Below are 19,439 nucleotides of genomic sequence, written 5' to 3'. Positions count from 1 at the left end.
GGTTGGTCATGAAAAGTTTATGGAGAGCGTGATTGGTTATCGTCAATCACGCTCTTATCCTTGTTTGCCAATCAATTTCATTGGTTTAGGGTCAATCTGTCGATTCTACCTAAACCAATATTGATCGACGTGAAATTTCGGTCATATGCGCGCGGCCTAGCTGCGCCGATGCAGGACCGGCGGGGCCGCACGGGGGATCGTAAAACCTAAGCTGGTCAGGGCCTTACGGATATGGGGCGGCGGCTCCGCTTCGATTTCGAGCACGCCACCGCGTGGATGCGCGATGCTGAGGCGGCGCGCATGCAAATGCATTTGCTTCTCGAAGCCTTCAGCATAGGCGCGTGCGCCGGCATAGGGGGCATCACCCAGGATTGGGGTTTCGAGGGCGGCGCAATGGGCGCGGAGTTGATGCGTGCGCCCGGTGAGCGGGCGTAATTCGAGCCAGGCGAATTTCCGACCGGCATGATCGAGCGTGCGGTAATCGGTGATGGCGGCGGCGGCGGCTTCATCGTTGCGGGCGGCGGGCTTGGTGCGGGCGCCGGCACCGCCGATGCGCGCCAAGGGCAGATCGATCCGGCCTTCTAACGGGATTGGCAAGCCGACGACGAGGGCCCAGTAGATTTTGGCGGCATCGCGCCCCCGAAACGCTGCCGCGAGCGCGCTTGCGGCGAAGCTGTTGCGGGCGAGAATGAGCACGCCGGAGGTGCCGCGATCAAGCCGATGGACCAGTTTGGGGCGCTCGGCAGCGCCGAACTGCAGCGCCTCTAACATGCCGTCGAGATGGCGGGCGATGCCTTTGCCGCCTTGGGTGGCGAGGCCTGCAGGTTTGTCGAGCACCAAGACGTCATCGTCGCGATAGAGCACGAGTTTGGCGAGATCTGCCGCTTCGTGGGCGTTCAGATCGATAGTGTGGCGGGTGGGCGCATTGGCATCGGGCATCGGTGGGATGCGCACGGCTTGGCCCGGTTCCAGCCGGGTTGAGGCTTCGACGCGTTTGCCGGCGACACGCACTTGGCCGGTGCGGCAGAGCCGTTGGATCACGCCCTGGGTGATGCCGGGGTGATGACGCCGCAAAAATCGATCCAGCCGCATTTGGGCTTCATCATTGCTCACGATGCGCTGTTCGAGCCGCGCTTCGGTTTCGTCCGTTTCGGTCATGACCGCTCCGCGCGTAATTTGTTCCAGTGATCCAGCCGACGCCGCACATTGGCCTCATAGCCGCGCTCAGTCGGCGCGTAGAGCGATTGCCGTGCGACGCCCTCGGGGAAGTAATTTTGGCCGGAGAAGGCATCCGGGTTTTGGTGGTCATAGTCATAACCGGCGCCATAGCCAAGCTCTTGCATCAGTTTGGTGGGCGCGTTGAGCGCATGGGCGGGCGGCGCGAGGCTGCCGGTTTGCCGGGCGAGACGCATGGCGGCGCCAAAACCCTTGTAGGCCGCGTTGGATTTGGGCGCGGTTGCGAGATAGAGCACGGCTTGGGCGATGGCGAGATCGCCCTCGGGGCTGCCCAAGCGCTCGTAGCTTTCCCAGGCGGCGAGCGCTTGGGTTAGTGCCTGCGGATCGGCGAGGCCAACATCTTCAACCGCGAAACGCACGAGGCGGCGGGCGATGTAACGGGCATCTTCGCCGCCGGTGAGCATGCGGGCGAGCCAGTATAAGGCGGCGTCCGGGTCTGAGCCGCGCATCGATTTATGCAAGGCGGAGATGAGATTGTAATGTTCTTCGCGATCACGATCATAGAGGGCGGCGCGGCGGGCGATGAGGTTCGACAGGGCCGCATCATCGAGCAAGGGTGCGGCGGGCAAGGCGGCGGCAGCGAGTTGTTCGACCATGTTGAGCAAAGCACGACCATCGCCATCGGCCATGGCGCGCAGGGTTTGGCGCGCTTCACGGGTGAGCGGCAACGGCGTGCCCAAAGCGTGTTCGGCGCGGGCGAGCAGACGCTCCAAAGCTGTGTCATCAAGGCGTGCGAGCACCAGCACCTGACAGCGCGATAACAGCGCACCATTCAGGGCAAAAGACGGATTTTCGGTGGTGGCACCAACCAGCGTTACCGTGCCGTCTTCGACCACGGGTAGAAATCCATCTTGCTGGGCGCGGTTGAAGCGATGGATTTCATCAACGAATAGCAGGCTGTTGGTGCCGGCACGGCGGCGTTGCCGTGCCTCATCAAAACAGCGTTTGAGATCGGCGACGCCGGAAAAGACAGCGGAGATTGAGACGAAATGCAAACCGGCCTGTTGGGCGAGTAGCCGGGCGATGGTGGTTTTGCCGACGCCGGGCGGCCCCCACAGGATGAGCGAGGCGAGGCTGGCACGGTCGAGCATCCGGGAGAGCAAACCTTGCGGGCCGAGCAGATGATCTTGCCCGATCACGGCATCGAGCGTGGTGGGGCGCAGCCTTTCGGCGAGGGGCATGGGGCCGCGCGGCGCGATGGGCGGGTGTTGCGCGAACAGATCGGGACCGGGCGGCGCCTGTTCCATGCGCGATCAGGCAGCCACCGGCTCGCGTGCTTGCGGGAACAGGGCGGCGAGACCGGCTTCGGACGCGGTGCAAATACCGCATTCGGTGATCAGACCCGACACTAGGCGCGCAGGCGTGACATCGAAAGCGGGGTTCACCGCGTCACTATCTTTCGGCACCAAGCGCACGGTGGCGATGCTGCCATCGAGCGCACGACCGGTGATGGTGGTGACTTCGCTGGCGGCGCGCTCTTCGATCGGAATGTCGCTCAGGCCATCGGCGATGCGCCAATCAATGGTGGAGGCGGGCAAGGCGACATAAAACGGAATGCCATTGTCGCGCGCCGCCAAGGCTTTCAGATAGGTGCCGATTTTATTGGCGACGTCGCCGGTGCGGGTCACGCGATCCGTGCCGACGATAACCATATCGATGGCGCCGCGCTGCATCAGATGTCCGCCGGCATTATCGACAATGACGGTGTGCGGCACACCATGCTTGCCGAGTTCCCAGGCCGTTAGCGAGGCACCTTGATTGCGGGGGCGGGTTTCATCGACATAGACATGCACATCGATTCCGGCATCATGGGCGCAGTAAATCGGCGCGAGGGCGGTGCCCCAATCGACGGTGGCGAGCCAGCCGGCGTTGCAATGGGTGAGGAGATTGACCCGGCGATTGCCATGGGCGCGCGCTTGGATCAGGCCGAGGCCGTGGGCGCCGATGGCGCGATTGGTGGCGACATCCTCATCGCAAATGGCGGCTGCGGCCTGATAGGCGATATCAACCCGTTCGGCGGGGGGGCGTTGGCGCAGGGTGAGTTCCATGCGTTCGAGCGCCCAGCGCAAATTAATCGCGGTGGGGCGGGTGGCGGCGAGTTGGGTAATGGCTTGGGTGAGATTGTCATTGGAGGGATCAGCGCGCATCGCCAAGGCAACACCATAAGCAGCGGTGGCACCGATCAGCGGAGCGCCGCGCACTTGCATGGCACGAATAGCGTGGGCGACATGATCGACCGTGCTTAATCGGGCGATATCGAAGTTCCAGGGCAGTTGGGTTTGGTCAATGATGCGCACCGACCAATGATCGGTTTCATCAAGCCAGATGCTACGGAAAGCCCGACCGTCGATTTTCATGCTCTACTCCTGGGGCGTCTGCTGGGTCCATCATCAACGCGACCGCGTTTGGCCTTTATCCTTGCCGCTTTAGAGCCGCCGATGCAACACCGCGATCAGGGTGAATAAGCGACGGGCGGTTTCAAAATCGAGGACGACTTTGCCGGCCAATCGGGCGATGACGAGTTCGGCGCCTTCATTATGCAGCCCGCGCCGGCCCATATCGATGGCTTGGATGCGCGCTTCACGACCTTCGGCGATGGCGGCGGCGTAGCTTTCGAGGAGCATTTGATAATCGCGCACCAAGGCACGGAATGGGCCGGGTGCGAGCAGGAAGATTTGCAACGAGACATTATCGGCGGAACGGACATCGAACATCAGCCGACCATCTTGCACCGAGAGATAGAGCACGGTGGCGCGGTTTGGATGATCGACCAGGGCGAAACGATTTTCGGCGGCGAGATCGGCTAGCGCTTGTCTGCGATCGGCATCTTGCATTGGCGATAATGACGGCATGCTCTCGTCATCGAGCACCACGCGCAGCAAATGGCCAGCGCCTTCGGGTTCAGCCATTGCCAGGTTGCACCGGTTGTTTTTTGCGGAGCATATCAACCTTGAGCAGTACCGCGATGACCATGCCTTTGACCGGGCGCAGCAGCAAAAGTTCAAGAATAATGATCAGCGGAACGAAAATAGCCGCAGCGGTTACCGCCGACATTTGGCCGTGGCGATCTGCGAGCACGAGGATGATGGCGATAACATGGAGTGATAGGAGCAAGGTGATGTAGGGCGGTGCGTCATCGCTCGGTACGCGGCCAAGCGGCGCGGCGCAGGCGGCGCATTCGGCATTTACCTTGAGGTAGCCTTGGAAGATCGGCGCTTGTCCGCACGCGGGGCAGCGCATGCGCAGGCCCCGACCAATGGCAACCGGCCAAGACGGCATCGCCACTTCGGCGGTTGTGGGGGTGCGCTTTGGCGTCCAGTTATGGCTCAGATCATTTGGCATCGTCGCGGTGCCCTCTCCATTTTTGCTGATTGACGATAGCGTTGAACGGCGTGGCAGACAATGTGTGAGCCTAGGCGCGACGTTGACGCAACCGATGAACCGCAATTCTGGCGAAATTAAGATTGTCTCGATTATTTCTGGCATTTTCCGATTTTTTTCTTGATATTTGGCGCATTGACGTGATGCATTGGCGTGGATATTGCGCAACAGCCGCATAAAAATCGGATAAATAATTATGGTCCAACGCATAGTTTTTATTGACAGAGAGCATGCGCGCGGTGAATAGCGATTCGGACGCGTGTTTTTTTATCGATTCGCGCGCGCGGTCGGCCATCTCGTTAGCCCATCGTTGCGCTGCATCATGAAGCGACAAACTGGCATGCGTTACAGGAAAGGACGGTTACGAACCGTGAACATTTGGCGATGACGCGATGCGCTCGCATGATTGGAGTTCGGCTCCGCCGCGCAGGCCGGGTGCGGAGCATCGACTGCTCTCAGCCCGCGGCTTCAGCAGGAGCCGGTGCGCCGGGCGCCTCATCATCCCAAGCTCTTTCCTCTCGTATCGGCGCCGGACTTGCTGCTGGTTCGGCTGGGCTATTCCTAACACACTGTTTGCAATATCGCACAGAGGACGAGGCCCGTTGGCCTGCATAACGCTCATCTGTGCCAACCAAGGAGTTCGACCGTGACGATGACTGAAACACTGCGTGCGCAAGCGATGGCGATGAAAGCGACGACCAAGAAGGCTCCGGCGGCGGCCAAGCCGAAGGCGGCGACAGCAAAGCCCGCGGCGAAAAAGGCAGCGGCCAAGCCCGCTGCCGCTAAGCCGGCCGCGAAAGCCGCGCCGAAGGCTGCTGCGAAGCCCGCCGCGAAGGCCAAGGCTGCTGCCCCTAAGGCCGCTCCCAAGACTGCCGCCAAAGCGGCAACGAAAGCGCCGGTGAAAGCCGCTGCAAAAGCGCCCGCGAAGGCCGCGCCGAAAGCCGCCGCCAAGCCGGCTGCGAAGGCCAAAACGGCTGCCCCAAAAGCCGCCGCCCCCAAAGCGGCAGCGAAGTCGGCTGCGAAAAAGGCTGCAGCGCCGAAAGCGGCGGCTAAGCCGGCCGCTTTGACCCGCAGCACCACCAAAAAAGCCGCGAAGAAGACCGCCTAATCGCGGGCAGACGACGCCAAGCGGTTTCGATTGATCGAAATGCGCTGTTGATATTTGAAACCGGCAGTCTTCGGGCTGCCGGTTTTTTATTGCGCTACTCTATTTAACTGTGAGTGTAGATTTAACTGTGGGTGTGGCTCGCTGCGGCCTGATCGGCCGATACTGGCTTTGGGTGGCATTGATCGGGCGGGATTTGCAAATTCTGCAATGTGCCGCGCATCACGAAATCGCCGAAATCGAGGCGGATATGACGGGCGACGCCGTTGGTGTAATAGCGCATTTGGTTGCGGAAATCGGGCCCATTATCATGCAAGGCGCGGCGGAAAAATCCGATATCGACCGATATTGAGGCGAGTTGGCTCAGTGATTTGAACTTTGAGGAGTGCGGCTGGTGGCGGTGCAGGATCGCAACGAACGTATGATCCGCTCCATGCGCCGATGTACCATCGAACAAGGGTGGATCGAAAAATGCTTGGCCCTTGGCGGCGGCGTGTAGGAAGGCAGCGGTATGCTCCATGGGGAACAAGGTGCCTTTGGGCAGCTTGACGACATGCGGCTTGGGCGCAGTGTAGGTCACCAAGCCGCCATCGGGGCCCATGGTGGCGGTGCCTTGTGAGACGGTTTTGGTGGTGTGACCGTTGGTTTCACGATAGAGAAAGCTGAAGCGTGTGCCTTGCAGATTTTCCCAGGTATCGTAATCGCTGGTGGTGCGGGTTAGCACACCATTTTCATTGCGGATCAATAAGGTCATCCGCTGGGTCACGGTGTAAGCGTGGCAGGTGGTGGTGGCGTTGAATTGCAGCCTGCCGGTCGCGCCGGTGACGGCGTGACCGCGCACGCGGGTGAGGTTGAGCGCGTAGGTCGCGTGCTGGGAGGCGAGCGGGGCAGAGGCGTCAGCGGGGCCGGCGAACAGGCCGATCAGGCTGAGCAGGATGGTAGCCGATGCAAGATTTTTCATGGGCCGCGCCGCCGCCGGCCAGCGCCGCGCCGTTTTTCAGGATCATAGCCGCCACCGCCCGGTCCTAACGGTTCGGGCGTGCGATCCCGTGGGCGGCGCGGTGCGGCGGCGGGTGCTGGCAATCCGAGATCGAGCGCTTCGAGCCGTTTGATTTCATCGCGCAGGCGCGCTGCTGTTTCGAATTCCAAATTGGCGGCGGCGTTGCGCATTTTTTTCTCCAATTCCGCGATACTCGATTGCAAATCCTTGCCGACAAATTCATCGGCATCGGTATCCTTTACCGGTGCGACGGTGACGTAATCCTGCTCATAGACCGAATGCAGCACTTCGCCGATATTTTTGCGAATACTTTGTGGGGTAATGCCGTTGGCTTGGTTCCAGGCGGTTTGCTTGGTGCGCCGACGTTCGGTTTCGCCGATGGCGTATTCGAGGCTGCGGGTCATGCGATCAGCATAGAGGATGACCCGGCCATCGACATTTCGCGCAGCGCGGCCAATGGTTTGCACCAGGGAGGTTGCCGAGCGCAAAAATCCTTCCTTATCGGCGTCGAGGATCGCGACTAACATACATTCGGGAATGTCCAGCCCCTCACGCAACAGATTGATGCCGATCAGGACATCATAGACGCCGAGGCGCAGATCGCGGATGATTTCGATGCGCTCCAACGTGTCGATATCCGAATGCAAATAGCGCACTTTCACGCCCTGTTCGGTCAAATATTCGGATAAATCCTCGGCCATGCGCTTGGTAAGGGTGGTGACCAGCACGCGCCCGCCGAGGCTCGCGACCGTTCGGCATTCGGCCAGCAGATCATCAACTTGGCGCTCGACCGGGCGCACATCGATCACCGGATCAACGAGGCCGGTGGGGCGGATGATCTGTTCGGCGAACACGCCGCCGGTGCGCTCCATCTCCCACGGGCCAGGTGTTGCGGAGACAAAGACAGTGGTGGGGCGGAAGGCTTCCCACTCTTCGAATTTCAATGGTCGGTTATCAATGCAGGATGGAAGCCGAAATCCATAATCGGCGAGGATCGATTTGCGTGCGAAATCGCCTTTATACATGCCGCCGATTTGCGGCACGGTGACGTGGCTTTCATCGACGATGAGCAGGGCGTTGCTGGGGAGATATTCGAACAAGGTTGGCGGCGGATCGCCGGGACTACGACCGGAGAGATAGCGGGAATAGTTCTCGATCCCTTTGCAGGAACCAGTAGTTTCCATCATTTCGATATCGAAAGTCGTGCGCTGTTGCAGCCGTTCGACTTCGAGTAATTTTCCTTGGGCGGTCAGGTCGGCGAGCCGGGATTGCAGCTCGCGCTTGATCTGGCTGATGGCCTGGCCGAGCGTGGGGCGCGGGGTGACATAGTGGCTATTGGCATAAATCGCGATGCTGGTCAGGGCGGTCGCGGTTTCGCCGGTTAGCGGGTCAAATTCGGCGATGTTTTCGATCTCATCGCCAAATAACGTGACGCGCCAGGCGCGATCTTCATATTGGCTGGGGAAAATATCAACCGTTTCGCCGCGCAGGCGAAACGTGCCGCGTTGGAACGCGGTATCGTTGCGACGATATTGCAACTCGACCAGGGCTTTGGCCAATTTATCACGCTCGATGCGCCCGCCGACTTCGAGACGCACCACCATTTGACTATAGGTTTCAACCGAACCGATACCATAGATGCAGGAGACTGAAGCCACGATAACGACATCGCCGCGCTCTAACAGAGCCTGGGTCGCGGCGTGGCGCATCCGATCGATCGTTTCGTTGATTTGCGCGTCCTTTTCGATATAGGTATCGGTGCGCGGCACATAGGCTTCGGGTTGATAATAATCATAATAGGAGACGAAATACTCGACCGCGTTATCGGGGAAAAACCCTTTCATTTCGGCATAAAGCTGGGCAGCCAGAGTTTTATTCGGCGCGAGGATCAGGGCCGGGCGTTGGGCGGCTTCGATGACTTTTGCCATGGTGAAGGTTTTGCCGGAGCCGGTGACGCCGAGCAGCACTTGATCGCGCTCGTTTTGCGCGAGACCATTGAGCAGGGTTTGGATGGCTTGGGGTTGATCGCCAGCGGGTTGATAATCGGACACCACGCGCAAAGCCCGCTGCATGGGCGGCGGGCTTTGCTTTTTCGGCATGAAGGCAACGGGGCCAGTTGCGCCCATCGTTGCGCCGGTGGTGGTAGGGAGCGGAAGATCAGCCATTCCGCCTCATTTCTTTTTAGCGCCCTTGTCGATCAGGCCTTTCATCTCATCCATCGCCTCGGAAAAGCGGTGATTGAGTTTGCTGACAGCCTCGTGATTCGAGCGTTGGATCAGATCCCCCAGATCGCGCATATTGGTGACGGCGGTTTCATAGGCGTGCTTGAGCAATTCGGCTTGTTTCGCCGCGCGGGCTTTTGGGGTTTCGGTGGCAGACAGGCCGCGCAGCTGATCGGTCAGTTCGGTCATGGTTTGCTGCATGATTTCCATATGCCGACGCGCCACCGCTTGGGCGCCTTCGAGGGCAACGCGATTGGCTTCGGACAGGGCGTCCATGTTGCGCCGATAGGCCGAGAGCACCACATCCATATCGGGCATGGCCGGCATTTTCATCGCGCCGAATGTTTTGGAAAAATCGATATCCGGCATGAAGGCGCCGAGCGGCGGCAACATCGGGGCCGTGGCTTTTGCGCTGGCTTTCGGCTCCGGTTTGGCGGCTTCGATTTTAGGGGCCTCAACTTTAGGCGCCGCGACCTTCGGCATATCGGCTTTTGGCGCTTCGGGTTTGGGGGTTTCGGCTTTAGGGGCGACAATTTTGGATTTGGCGGTCTTGCTGGTTTTGGACACGGCCATCATGCTCTCCCTTAGTGGAAAATAGGCTGCCGGATCTGCGCTGTGCCCGGCCGATGAATTAGTCTAGTCCAATCGCGGCCCGCTCGCCACCGTTAATCGGGCCCTAATCCGGGCGTTCGGGATCATCGAATGGCGGCACCAACGGCGCGTCATCGCTGGGCGATTCATCGGCGGGCGTTTCATTATGCGGGTGCGGCGCGATGTCCTGGGTGTGAGAATCTGCCCGGCGGTTCATCATCAACCCGCGCGCGACTTGGTCGGCGCGGGTTAAAGCGGCGTCCAGCGCGGCCATGGTGGTGGATAAGTCTTCAGAGTCATCGCGCAGCCAAGCGCGAATGGTCCAGGCCCAGACTGCGACTAAGCCACGGGTGCGCAAAGCACCGCGCCCGCCACGGGCCGAGATTTCGGCGGCTTCGAGCATCCAGCCCATGGATTGCACGGTGGCGCGGGCCAGCACCAGCGACAGACCCGGATCGAACGGCGCCATGCGCATCAGAGCGATGACACCGGCGCGGTGGCTTTGCAGAAAATCGATCCGGCGCATCAACACATCGAACAGCCGGTCTTTCACCGACCCATCGGTCATGGCGCCATCAAGCGCTGCGGCATCGGCCAGCCGCCCAAAATCCAGCACCAGCGCCATGACCGAGCGATAGCGCCGACGCGCCCGCGCCAAATCAAGCCCGCCATGCCGGGCGGCGGCGGCGACCGATACGTGTCGCCAGCCACGCTCCCCGGCCAGGGCAAAGCCAGCGGATACCAAAGCTGAGTCGAATTCTGTTTCGGTCATGGCAAATATTTAGGGCGCGCAAGCGGCTTTGCCAACCGAAAACAGCTAAATCGCCTCGCTCAGCGCAATCGCGGCTTTGCAGCCTGCTTTGATCAAGGTGGTCAGGGTTCGATAAAACGGGGTCAATTCCGCCTCATTCGCCAAGCCGATATCGCGATGTTCGAGCTCTTCGGCGCGAAATGTCTCGATCGTGGTGCGCAGCATGCCCTCATCATCGCCGAGTTCGGCGGCTTGGGCGGCGTAATGCGCATCGATGGTTTCTTCGACCGCGACGGTGCAGGCCATGGCGGCGCGCGCGCCCAAAGCCGCCGTCGCGGCACCCAGCGCGAAGCCGGCAATGTGCCAGATGGGGAGCAAGGCGGTGGGGCGCACCCGACGCTCGACGACCATGCGCGAGAACACATCGAGATGATGCTGTTCCTGTTCGGCCATATGACGCAGGGTTGGCGCGTGGCGCGAGCGGCCGAGCACGGCGAGTTGGCCGGCGTAAATTCGTTTCGCACCATATTCGCCAGCATGATCGACCCGGATCATGCGCGCCAAGCGGGCGCGTTGGGCGTCATCACCGGGTAGCGGGCCGGGTGATTGGCGCGTGTCGGGCTGTGTCGTCATTGGGTGCTCCTGTTGCCAGTACGCATGAGATAGGCAGCGATCAGGGCGGCGATAGAGAGGGCGGCACAAAAATCCATCGTGGCGAAGGAGATCGGTAGGCCATGGATCAGATAAACCGGGGAATCGCACGAGGCCGAGGGGCGCAGCGGCAACGCGCCCATGGCGAGCGGGGCGATGTTGCATTCGGGAAGCGGGCTTTTCCACCAATGCTGTTCGGCCCCGATATGCACAAAGGCGATCACGCTGTCCGTCACCATGGTGAGCAGGGCGAGGCCGAGGGCGGGGCGGGCAATGCGCGGCGCCATCGCGCCGATTAGCCCGAGCAAAATCATGATCCGGTAGGGCCAACGCTCGATATAGCAGAGCGGGCATGGCACCAGATGCTCGACGAATTCGCCGAAATACGCGACGCCGAGGGCCGCCAGCCCCGCGAGTGCCGCGAGCAGGCAGGCCTGCCGCAACGATATCTGCTTCATCAGCGTGATATGCCCAAGCCGCTTCCCTCGTGCAATAAGCGGCGCGCGTGCGCACGTCATCAAAATTTCATGCGAACGGCCTTCCGTTGCGGGCCTGCGATCAGCGATAAGCATCGCTTAAAAATTGGAGTTGATCATGCGACGATCTTTGTTGACCTTATTTTTATCCACCGCGCTGGTGGGGCCTGCGATCGCAAATGCCGCAGCACCGGTGGCTTCGGTGCAAAATCCGTTGCCGCGCGCGGCGCTGCCTTATGTGGTGAAGGCGGGAGCAGAGCCGCATTTGACCGCCGCGCAGATGGCGAGCTTGATCCGGCATCATATTAAATATGTGTTTGTGCTGTATCAGGAAAATCGGTCATTCGATTCGTATTTCGGCAGTTTTCCAGGTGCCGATGGGATTTATTCCCAGCCGTCGGCGCAAACGCCGGGGTTTAGCCAAAAGATTATTGGCGTTTCGGGCAAGGTTGAGACCATTGAGCCATTTCGCATCGGCCCCAAGCAATTTGCGGCTGATACCGATGACACCGATCATTCGCACCCGATTACGGTTGCAAAAATGAATATCAAAAACGGCCAGGCGCTGATGAACCATTATGCGCTGGCCGAGGAGCATAAATACTGGAAATCTGGCGCCACCCCGTCACTGAAGGCCAAGCAGATGGGCGAGTTGGCGATGGCGCATGAGGATTGCAACACAATCCCGATTTTGTGGCGTTATGCGGACCGGTTTGTGCTGATGGATCATATGTTTGAAGACATGGTTGGGCCATCGACGCCGGGGAATCTGTCGATTTTTGCGGCGCAAACCGGCGTTACGCAATGGGCGCTGCACCCAAATGAGGCTTGGCAGCATTCCAATCAGCCCGGCGAGCCGGTGGTATCCGATCTGAACCCGATGTGGGGGGCCGCTCAGGACAAAATTGGGCAAAAATCAGTGCCGTACAACCCGCGGGACTACCTTCATTCGGTGACGGGCAAGGTGCAGGATAACCAGACCTACGCGACCATTGCCTTGACCGCCGCCGGTGGCACGGTGGTGCAAAAGACCGATGCCGATTTGGATAAAAAAGTCGATCTTGCCGATGTCAAACAAGATATCGCATTTATCCAGCGGCTCGATCAGAACAAGGTGGCGTGGCGGTGGTTCCAAGAGGGCTATTCGGCCAAACCTGTGTCCGGCGATTTGGGGCCGAAGGACGCTGACGGGGTGCATGCCTCCTACATCACCCACCATAATGGCCCACAATATTTCGGCTATATCGCCAATAACCCGAAAATGGCCGCCGACATGGGCGGGATGCGGGCGTTTTTCGCTTCGGTATCCGGCGGGACGCTGCCGGCGGAAGGCGGGGTGTTTTACCTCAAAGGCGGCTATCAGAATGGGTTTGGTTTGCGGCCAACCGACCCGAATGCCGCCGTGCAAAAGCGCTTCCTGGGTGATGATGATCATCCGGGCTATTCAGACGCGCAAATCAGCGAGGCGATGCTGGCCCGTGCGGTGAATGCGATCGCGCAGAGTAAATATTGGGCGCATGCGGCGATTATTATCACATGGGATGATTCCGAGGGCGATTATGACCATGTGCCGCCGCCGAACTTGGCCACCGCGCCGAATGGCACCCGGTTGAGCGATGGTCCCCGCGTGCCGTTTTTGGTGATTTCACCCTATGCGAAAATCCATGCGGTTTCGCATGCCATCGGTAATCAGGCTTCGGTGATCAAATTCGTTGACGCAGTGTTTCATTTGTCGCCGCTCGCAACCTTGCCTGATGAGCAAAAGGGCCGAGACATCGGGCTGAAAATGATGCATCAGAAATATATGGGACCATTCGATGCGGAAACGCCCGATGTGACCAATTTGTTCTCGGCGTTCGATCCGGCACGGCTTGATGGTCGGGCCAAGCCCCTGCCCGCTCGCTACGCCATGGTGCCGATGAGCTGGACCACCGAACTTCCCGCGCAAACCGGGGCGGATTGCAAGGCGATTGGCGTGGTGCCGACCGATATTCAGTTGCATCTGGCAAACCCGATCCCGGCTGATTTTAACCCTCGGCCCAAGACCAACCCGACGAAATAACAACCTTGACGTGTATTATGAAATGATACACCCTGGCATTGCTGGCACCAGCCGGCATGTCAGGGGGCATCATGCAGCGGCGACTTCCCGTTCAAATCTTTGTGCTCTTTGCGGTGTTGACCTGCGCTGACGCCAGCGCCCTGGCCGCGCCGTTTCATAAGGTTGATCCGACAAAGCTGCAGGGTAAAGAGTTCAAAACGCTCGCCGCCGCCAAGGCAGCGTGCGGTGCCAGCCCGGTTGTTTGGGTGAATATCAAGGGTGTGGTGTTTCACACCCAAAAATCGCGCTGGTTCGGCCATTCCAAAACCGGCATCTATAGCTGCCGAAACGCGGCCAAGGCGGCTGGGTTTTGGCAATCAAAATATTAACAATCAAAATATTAATTCGTCGGCTGGCGATTAGCGGTTGGCGCGCGCTTGCGGCTGCGTCTATGATATTTCAATGAACGCTGATCCCCGCCTGACCGACTGGATGCCAGAGCTGACAGCCTGGCGCCGTGATTTTCATGCTCATCCCGAATTGGGCTATGCTGAGCACCGAACCGCCGCCCTGGTTGCCGAACGGCTGGCCAGTTTTGGGCTGGAGGTGAGCACCGGCGTCGGCGGGACCGGCGTGGTTGGCACGCTGCGCAACGGTGCTGGAAATCACGCGATTTCACTGCGCGCTGATATGGACGCGCTGCCGATGACCGAGGCCAACGCGTTCGCCCACCGCTCCACCACGCCAGGGCGCATGCATGCCTGCGGCCATGATGGCCACACCACCACCCTGCTCGCCGCCGCCCGGCTGCTCGCGGCACGGCGCAATTTTTCGGGCACCGTGCATTTTGTGTTTCAGCCCGCCGAAGAAGGCGGTGCGGGCGCCGCCCGGATGATTGAAGATGGGTTGTTCGAGCGTTTTCCCTGCGATGCCATGTTCGGCGCCCATAACGACCCGACCTTGCCACTCGGCACCATCTCGGCGTCACCGGGCACCGTGAATGCCGCCGCCGATGAACTCACCATCACCATCACCGGACGCGGCGGCCACGCCGCCCGGCCCCACGCCACGATCGATCCGGTGCTGGCGGGGGCGCAAATTATTCTGGGGCTGCAAACCATCGTCTCGCGCCGGGTTGCGCCGCTCGATTCCTGCGTTGTCTCAATTTGCCAATTCCATGCCGGCAGCGCCCATAACGTCATTCCCGCCGAGGCGATGCTGAACGGTACCGTGCGAACCATGACCAAAGCTGTGCAAGATCAGGTCGCCCGGGAAATTCCCGCCTTAATCCATCATCTCGCCGCCGCCAGCGGTGCGACCGCCGAGGTGGTTTATGATCGGGGCTATCCGCCGGTGGTCAATGATGCTGACGCCGCCGCCCGCGTACGCAACGCCGCCACATCATTATTCGGCACGGACCACGTGATCGCTGACCTGCCCGCCTCAATGGGAGCGGAAGATTTTTCCTATTTTGCCCATCATCGGCCCGCCTGCTTTTTTCGCATCGGCCAAAATGACGGCACCAACGGCACCTTTGGTCTGCACCACCCGCGCTACGATTTTAACGATCACGCCATCCCGATTGGCGCGAGCCTGTTTGCCGCCTTGGTCGAGCAGGAATTGCCTGCTTGACCTTGCTGGCGATGGGCTCGCTGCGCATCGGCGCCGATGCGCTGCTGCTCGGCTTTCCCGCCTTGTTCTCCATCGTCAATCCGCTCGGCGGGGCGATTATTTTCAATGAAGCCACCGCCGACCGCACCCATGACGAACGGCTGATCCTCGCCCGCCGGGTGGCGCTGAACGCCACATTGGTGATGCTGGTTTCACTCTGGGCCGGCACCTACATTCTCAGCTTCTTTGGTATCACCCTCAACGCGCTGCGCCTGGCCGGCGGGCTCGTCGTCGCCACCCGCGCCTACCAAATGCTCACGGCACCCGAAGTCCAGGATGCCCGCAAACAAGCACAAGCCGAAACCGCCAGCCCCACCCTTAACCTGCCCAATATCGCCACCATTGCTTTCTTTCCGCTCACCCTGCCCCTCACCACCGGACCCGGCACCATCGCCGTCGCAATCGCCCTCGGCACCCAACGCCCCGTCTATGGCACCTCACTCCTCTGGTTCTTCGCCGGCTTGTCACTCGCGGCACTCGCCACCGCCGCCCTGATCTGGATCACCTACAGCCTGTCCGATCGCCTCGGCAGCCTGCTCGGCGAAACCGGACGCCATATCGTCGCACGGCTGGCCGCCTTCCTGCTGCTGGGCATCGGCGTGCAAATCATGCTGTCCGGCGCCGTGCCGGTGCTGCATCAGGCGTTGGGGGTGGCGGGACAGGGATAAGGCAAGGCCAAGGGGCGCTGCCCCTTGGAACCCCGGCAAAGGCTGAGCCTTTGCAATCCATTCGTTTTAGGGTTGGGGAGGGCGATCGAGGCACAAGCTGGGAATAGGCAAACGCATCGCCCTCCCCAAACCTAAAACGCTAAAGGGTTCTAAGGGCTCAGCCCTTAGCGGGTCCAGGGCAGAGCCCTGGCCTTCCCTTCACCCTTCCCAACCAATCCCAAGCGCCGATCAGGCGGCGTCGGACGCGCGGTCGGCTTTTTTGCGGGTGTGGGGATCGAGGTGGCGTTTGCGCAGGCGGATGGCGCCGGGGGTGACTTCGACCAATTCGTCATCTTCGATATAGGCGATGGCTTGTTCGAGGTTCAGGCGGCGGGGTGGGACGAGGAGCAGGGCTTCGTCTTTGCCGGCGGCGCGGATGTTGGTGAGTTTCTTTTCTTTGATGGGGTTGATGTCGAGATCATTTTCGCGGGAATGTTCGCCGAGGATCATGCCGAGATAGACTTTTTCGCCGGCGCCGATGAACAGGGTGCCGCGATCTTGCAGGGCGAACAGGGCGTATTGGACACTTTCGCCGTCGGAATTGGAGATCAGGGCGCCGTTACGGCGGCCTTCGAGGGTGCCTTTCCAGGGGCCGTAGCCGATAAAGTGGCGGTTCATCACGCCCGAGCCACGGGTATCGGTGAGGAATTCGCCGTGATAGCCGATCAGGCCCCGGCTGGGGATGTGGAAGGTGAGGCGTTGTTTGCCGCCACCGGAGGGGCGGATATCCTGGAGTTCGCCTTTGCGGCGGGACATTTTTTCAACGACGACGCCGGCATAGGGTTCATCGACATCGATGAGCACTTCTTCCATCGGCTCTTCGCGCTCGCCGGTTTCGGCGTTCTCGCGGGTGAGTACGCGGGGGCGACCGATGGTGAGTTCGAAGCCTTCGCGGCGCATTTGTTCGATGAGCACGCCGAGCTGGAGTTCGCCGCGACCGGCGACTTCGAAGGCTTCGGTTTCGTTGGAATCGGTGACTTTGATGGCGACATTGCCTTCCGCTTCGCGGAACAGGCGTTCGCGGATTTGGCGGGAGGTGACTTTTTTGCCTTCGCGGCCGGCGAGCGGGCCGTCATTGATCCGGAAGGTCATCGAGAGGGTCGGCGGATCAATTGGCGTCGCGGGGAGGGCGGCGGAGATTTCCATGGCGCCGATGGTATCGGGCACGGTGGCTTCTTTGAGGCCGGCGACGGCGATGATGTCACCGGCTGAGACTTCATCGACCGGCACGCGCTCAAGGCCCCGGAAAGCGAGCAATTTGGTCAAGCGGCCGGTTTCAACGGGGCGGCCATCGAAGCTGATGGCGCGCACGGGCATATTGATGGTGGCGCGGCCTTGTTCGACGCGGCCGGTGAGGACGCGACCGAGGAAATTATCGCTCTCGAGGATGGTGACGACCATGGCAAAGGGGGCGTCTTCCGGCAGGTTGGGGGCCGGAACATGGCTCAAGATCAGGTCGAACAGGGGCTTGAGGGTTTCGCGCGGACCATCGAGCGTGGCGGTGGCCCAGCCTTGGCGGCCTGAGGCGTAAAGCATCGGGAAATCGAGCTGTTCATCGGTGGCACCGAGGGCAGCGAACAGGTCGAACACTTCGTTATGGACCTCATCGGCGCGGGAGTCGGGGCGGTCGATTTTATTGACCACGACGATCGGTTTCAGGCCGCGCGCGAGGGCTTTGCCGACCACGAATTTGGTTTGCGGGAGCACGCCTTCGGCGGCATCGACCAGCACCACGACGCCATCGACCATATTCAGGATGCGTTCGACTTCGCCACCGAAATCGGCGTGGCCGGGGGTATCGACGATATTGATCCGCACATCGCCCCACTGCACGGCGGTGCATTTGGCGAGAATGGTGATGCCGCGCTCGCGTTCGAGATCATTGCGGTCCAGAGCGCGTTCCGCGACGTGCTGATGGGCGCCGAACGAGCCGGATTGCTTGAGCAGCTGGTCCACCAGCGTGGTTTTACCATGATCGACATGGGCGATGATCGCGACGTTGCGGAGATTGGCTTGGGTCATGAATAATGTCTTTCGGGAGCGTTCGCGCGTGTCCTACACGTTTTGCACTGCAAAAGCGAGGGTCATGCAAAAGGGGCGGCGCATGGCCGCCCCTCGCGTCGTCATCGAGCGGGAAATAGGTTACTTGGCGGGCGGTGCCATGGTGTTGCCATGCGCCATGGCGCTGGGGGCTGCCATCGCGCCTTGAGCCATCGGGCCGTGCATCATGGTCATGGCTTTGTGGGTCATCATCATGGCGGTGTGATAATCGCCAGCCATCACGGCGTGACGGGCCTGTTCGATGGTGGCGACCTCAGGTGTTTGGATCGGACCATTGACGCTGCCTTGCACATAGGAGCCGGTCAGCATGTCGGTTTCGGCGCGGCCCAGCGCTTCATGGGCGCGCATTTTGTCATGGGCCATAATCGCTTGGCCTGCGATGTGCAGATAGACATTGGCCGGAGCGTTTTCAGGCATTTTTGCCATTGCGGAGATCGGGTGCGCCATTGCTTTGCCCATATGCGACATGTGGGACATGTGGGACATATGAGACATATGGGACATGTGCGACATCGGCGCCATGTGGCTCATTGGCTTTTGCATTGGTGCGGGCGCGGCGGCGGGCGCGGGTGTGGCAGCAGGGGCCGGAGTGGCGGGAGCCGGAGCAGCAGGCGCAGCGGGAGCCGGAGCGGCAGGCGCGGCGGGTGATGAGGTTTGGGCCATGGCCACACCGGCGAAGAGCAGGGCCGAAGCGCTGGCAAGCATGAGTTTTTTCATCGATCGTCTCCGTTGTTGGTTTCGGGATCGCGTAAGAATAGAGCAAGATAAGGTGCAGCGACACATGCTGTTGTAAACATGGAGGCTTTAACCAAGCACGACAAGCGCAATGATTTGACGATATCATTAAACCCTGGTCAGAAGCCATCCATGCGATTTTTCAGGCTTCTGAATTTGTGTTTCGTTTTGGCGTTGTTGGCGCGTGAAGCGGGTTGGGCCCAGGCGGCACCGGTTGTGCATGCGGTATCGCCGGGTCAAGCCTGCGTGGATGCCGCGCATCATACCACCCGCCGTGCCGGGTTGCCGAGCGGGATGCTGCGCGCGATTGGGATGGTGGAAACCGGCCATGTTGACCCGGCGACCGGGGCGATGACCCCTTGGCCTTATGCCGTTGATGTTGATGGCACGGGGCGCTGGTTTAACACGGCGGGCAGCGCGATTGCGTATGTGCGCGATGCGATTGCTGGTGGGGCGCATTATATCGATGTTGGGTGTTTCCAGATTGATCTGGCCGATCATCCCCATGCGTTCGCCAGCCTCGCGAATGCATTCAATCCGGCTGACAATGCCCGCTATGCCGCACATTTTCTGAATTTGTTGCATGGAGAATTTGGCACCTGGTCTGCGGCCATTGCGGCATATCATGCGGGGACGCCGGCTTTGGGTGTACCCTATGCCGAGCGCGTGCTGACGGCGTGGGGCCGTGGCGGCACCTATCATGGCCCAACCACCGCCCCGCACCGCCCTGCCCTGATTAGCGACCCTTATGTGATCCATATCGGGCCGGCCAGCGGCGGGGGCTTACCGAAAATCGTTACACCCTAATCAA

Annotated in this window: 20 protein-coding genes; 5 read left to right on the top strand and 15 right to left on the bottom strand. The window is 60.5% G+C overall.

Annotated features, from left to right (window positions below; translation table 11 throughout):
- Nucleotides 1-156: 156 nt before the first annotated feature.
- The 13 genes from ACYUCQ_RS01060 to ACYUCQ_RS01000 form a co-directional block, all read right to left on the bottom strand.
- The gene (locus ACYUCQ_RS01060) at nt 157-1,158 is read right to left on the bottom strand and encodes an RluA family pseudouridine synthase (protein WP_460252642.1); all 1,002 of its coding nucleotides are present in this window, start codon (nt 1,156-1,158) and stop codon (nt 157-159) included.
- On the bottom strand, nt 1,155-2,483 hold the full coding sequence (locus tag ACYUCQ_RS01055) for a replication-associated recombination protein A (protein ID WP_460252641.1): 1,329 nt from the start codon (nt 2,481-2,483) through the stop codon (nt 1,155-1,157). Before ACYUCQ_RS01055 ends, ACYUCQ_RS01060 begins: the two co-directional genes overlap by 4 nt.
- A gap of 6 nt (nt 2,484-2,489) precedes the next feature.
- On the bottom strand, nt 2,490-3,593 hold the full coding sequence (gene mtnA / locus ACYUCQ_RS01050) for an S-methyl-5-thioribose-1-phosphate isomerase (RefSeq protein ID WP_460252640.1): 1,104 nt from the start codon (nt 3,591-3,593) through the stop codon (nt 2,490-2,492).
- A 69-nt stretch (nt 3,594-3,662) separates the two neighbouring features.
- Nucleotides 3,663-4,145 carry a UPF0262 family protein gene (locus tag ACYUCQ_RS01045; protein WP_460252639.1) on the bottom strand — a complete coding sequence of 161 codons (483 nt, stop codon included), beginning with the start codon at nt 4,143-4,145 and terminating at the stop codon, nt 3,663-3,665.
- Complete coding sequence (locus ACYUCQ_RS01040) at nt 4,138-4,578, bottom strand: DUF983 domain-containing protein (protein ID WP_460252638.1); 441 nt, start codon at nt 4,576-4,578, stop codon at nt 4,138-4,140. Before ACYUCQ_RS01040 ends, ACYUCQ_RS01045 begins: the two co-directional genes overlap by 8 nt.
- 70 nt (nt 4,579-4,648) lie before the next feature.
- The gene (locus tag ACYUCQ_RS01035; RefSeq protein WP_460252637.1) at nt 4,649-4,912 is read right to left on the bottom strand and encodes a hypothetical protein; all 264 of its coding nucleotides are present in this window, start codon (nt 4,910-4,912) and stop codon (nt 4,649-4,651) included.
- Between the two features lie 323 nt (nt 4,913-5,235).
- Nucleotides 5,236-5,697, bottom strand: coding sequence for a hypothetical protein (locus tag ACYUCQ_RS01030; RefSeq protein WP_460252636.1), 462 nt, complete (start codon nt 5,695-5,697; stop codon nt 5,236-5,238).
- Nucleotides 5,698-5,846: 149 nt separating this feature from the next.
- Nucleotides 5,847-6,683 (bottom strand): EipB family protein, encoded by an 837-nt coding sequence (locus ACYUCQ_RS01025; RefSeq protein WP_460252635.1) that lies wholly within the window; start codon nt 6,681-6,683, stop codon nt 5,847-5,849.
- Nucleotides 6,680-8,848 carry an excinuclease ABC subunit UvrB gene (uvrB, locus tag ACYUCQ_RS01020; protein WP_460252839.1) on the bottom strand — a complete coding sequence of 723 codons (2,169 nt, stop codon included), beginning with the start codon at nt 8,846-8,848 and terminating at the stop codon, nt 6,680-6,682. The genes ACYUCQ_RS01025 and uvrB overlap by 4 nt, the downstream gene beginning before the upstream one ends.
- 45 nt (nt 8,849-8,893) lie before the next feature.
- A complete protein-coding gene (locus ACYUCQ_RS01015; protein WP_460252634.1) occupies nt 8,894-9,520 on the bottom strand; it encodes a phasin family protein in 627 nt (208 codons plus the stop codon).
- Between the two features lie 100 nt (nt 9,521-9,620).
- Nucleotides 9,621-10,307: a TetR family transcriptional regulator gene (locus ACYUCQ_RS01010; protein WP_460252633.1), complete on the bottom strand. Its 687-nt coding sequence runs from the start codon at nt 10,305-10,307 to the stop codon at nt 9,621-9,623.
- A 45-nt stretch (nt 10,308-10,352) separates the two neighbouring features.
- Nucleotides 10,353-10,919 (bottom strand): demethoxyubiquinone hydroxylase family protein, encoded by a 567-nt coding sequence (locus ACYUCQ_RS01005; RefSeq protein WP_460252632.1) that lies wholly within the window; start codon nt 10,917-10,919, stop codon nt 10,353-10,355.
- On the bottom strand, nt 10,916-11,395 hold the full coding sequence (locus ACYUCQ_RS01000) for a disulfide bond formation protein B (protein WP_460252631.1): 480 nt from the start codon (nt 11,393-11,395) through the stop codon (nt 10,916-10,918). Before ACYUCQ_RS01000 ends, ACYUCQ_RS01005 begins: the two co-directional genes overlap by 4 nt.
- Nucleotides 11,396-11,531: 136 nt before the next feature.
- Between ACYUCQ_RS01000 and ACYUCQ_RS00995 the strand changes: the two genes are divergently transcribed.
- From ACYUCQ_RS00995 to ACYUCQ_RS00980, 4 genes are all read left to right on the top strand, one after another.
- The gene (locus ACYUCQ_RS00995) at nt 11,532-13,475 is read left to right on the top strand and encodes a phospholipase C (RefSeq protein ID WP_460252630.1); all 1,944 of its coding nucleotides are present in this window, start codon (nt 11,532-11,534) and stop codon (nt 13,473-13,475) included.
- A 71-nt stretch (nt 13,476-13,546) separates the two neighbouring features.
- Nucleotides 13,547-13,843, top strand: coding sequence for a hypothetical protein (locus tag ACYUCQ_RS00990; RefSeq protein ID WP_460252629.1), 297 nt, complete (start codon nt 13,547-13,549; stop codon nt 13,841-13,843).
- Between the two features lie 73 nt (nt 13,844-13,916).
- Nucleotides 13,917-15,086, top strand: a complete 1,170-nt coding sequence (locus ACYUCQ_RS00985) for an amidohydrolase (RefSeq protein ID WP_460252628.1) — start codon at nt 13,917-13,919, stop codon at nt 15,084-15,086.
- An 11-nt stretch (nt 15,087-15,097) separates the two neighbouring features.
- A complete protein-coding gene (locus ACYUCQ_RS00980) occupies nt 15,098-15,793 on the top strand; it encodes a MarC family protein (protein WP_460252838.1) in 696 nt (231 codons plus the stop codon).
- A 228-nt stretch (nt 15,794-16,021) separates the two neighbouring features.
- Here the strand turns inward: ACYUCQ_RS00980 and typA are convergent, their stop codons facing one another.
- Both typA and ACYUCQ_RS00970 read right to left on the bottom strand, forming a co-directional pair.
- Nucleotides 16,022-17,854: a translational GTPase TypA gene (gene typA / locus ACYUCQ_RS00975; RefSeq protein ID WP_460252627.1), complete on the bottom strand. Its 1,833-nt coding sequence runs from the start codon at nt 17,852-17,854 to the stop codon at nt 16,022-16,024.
- Nucleotides 17,855-17,974: 120 nt separating this feature from the next.
- A complete protein-coding gene (locus tag ACYUCQ_RS00970; RefSeq protein WP_460252626.1) occupies nt 17,975-18,610 on the bottom strand; it encodes a hypothetical protein in 636 nt (211 codons plus the stop codon).
- A gap of 150 nt (nt 18,611-18,760) precedes the next feature.
- Here ACYUCQ_RS00970 and ACYUCQ_RS00965 point away from each other — a divergent pair, with 150 nt between their 5' ends.
- Nucleotides 18,761-19,435 (top strand): transglycosylase SLT domain-containing protein, encoded by a 675-nt coding sequence (locus ACYUCQ_RS00965; RefSeq protein WP_460252625.1) that lies wholly within the window; start codon nt 18,761-18,763, stop codon nt 19,433-19,435.
- The last annotated feature ends 4 nt before the right edge of the window (nt 19,436-19,439 follow it).

It is taken from the genome of Acidiphilium sp. MT5, from assembly GCF_054767495.1.
This window is presented reverse-complemented; position numbering and strand designations above follow the sequence as displayed.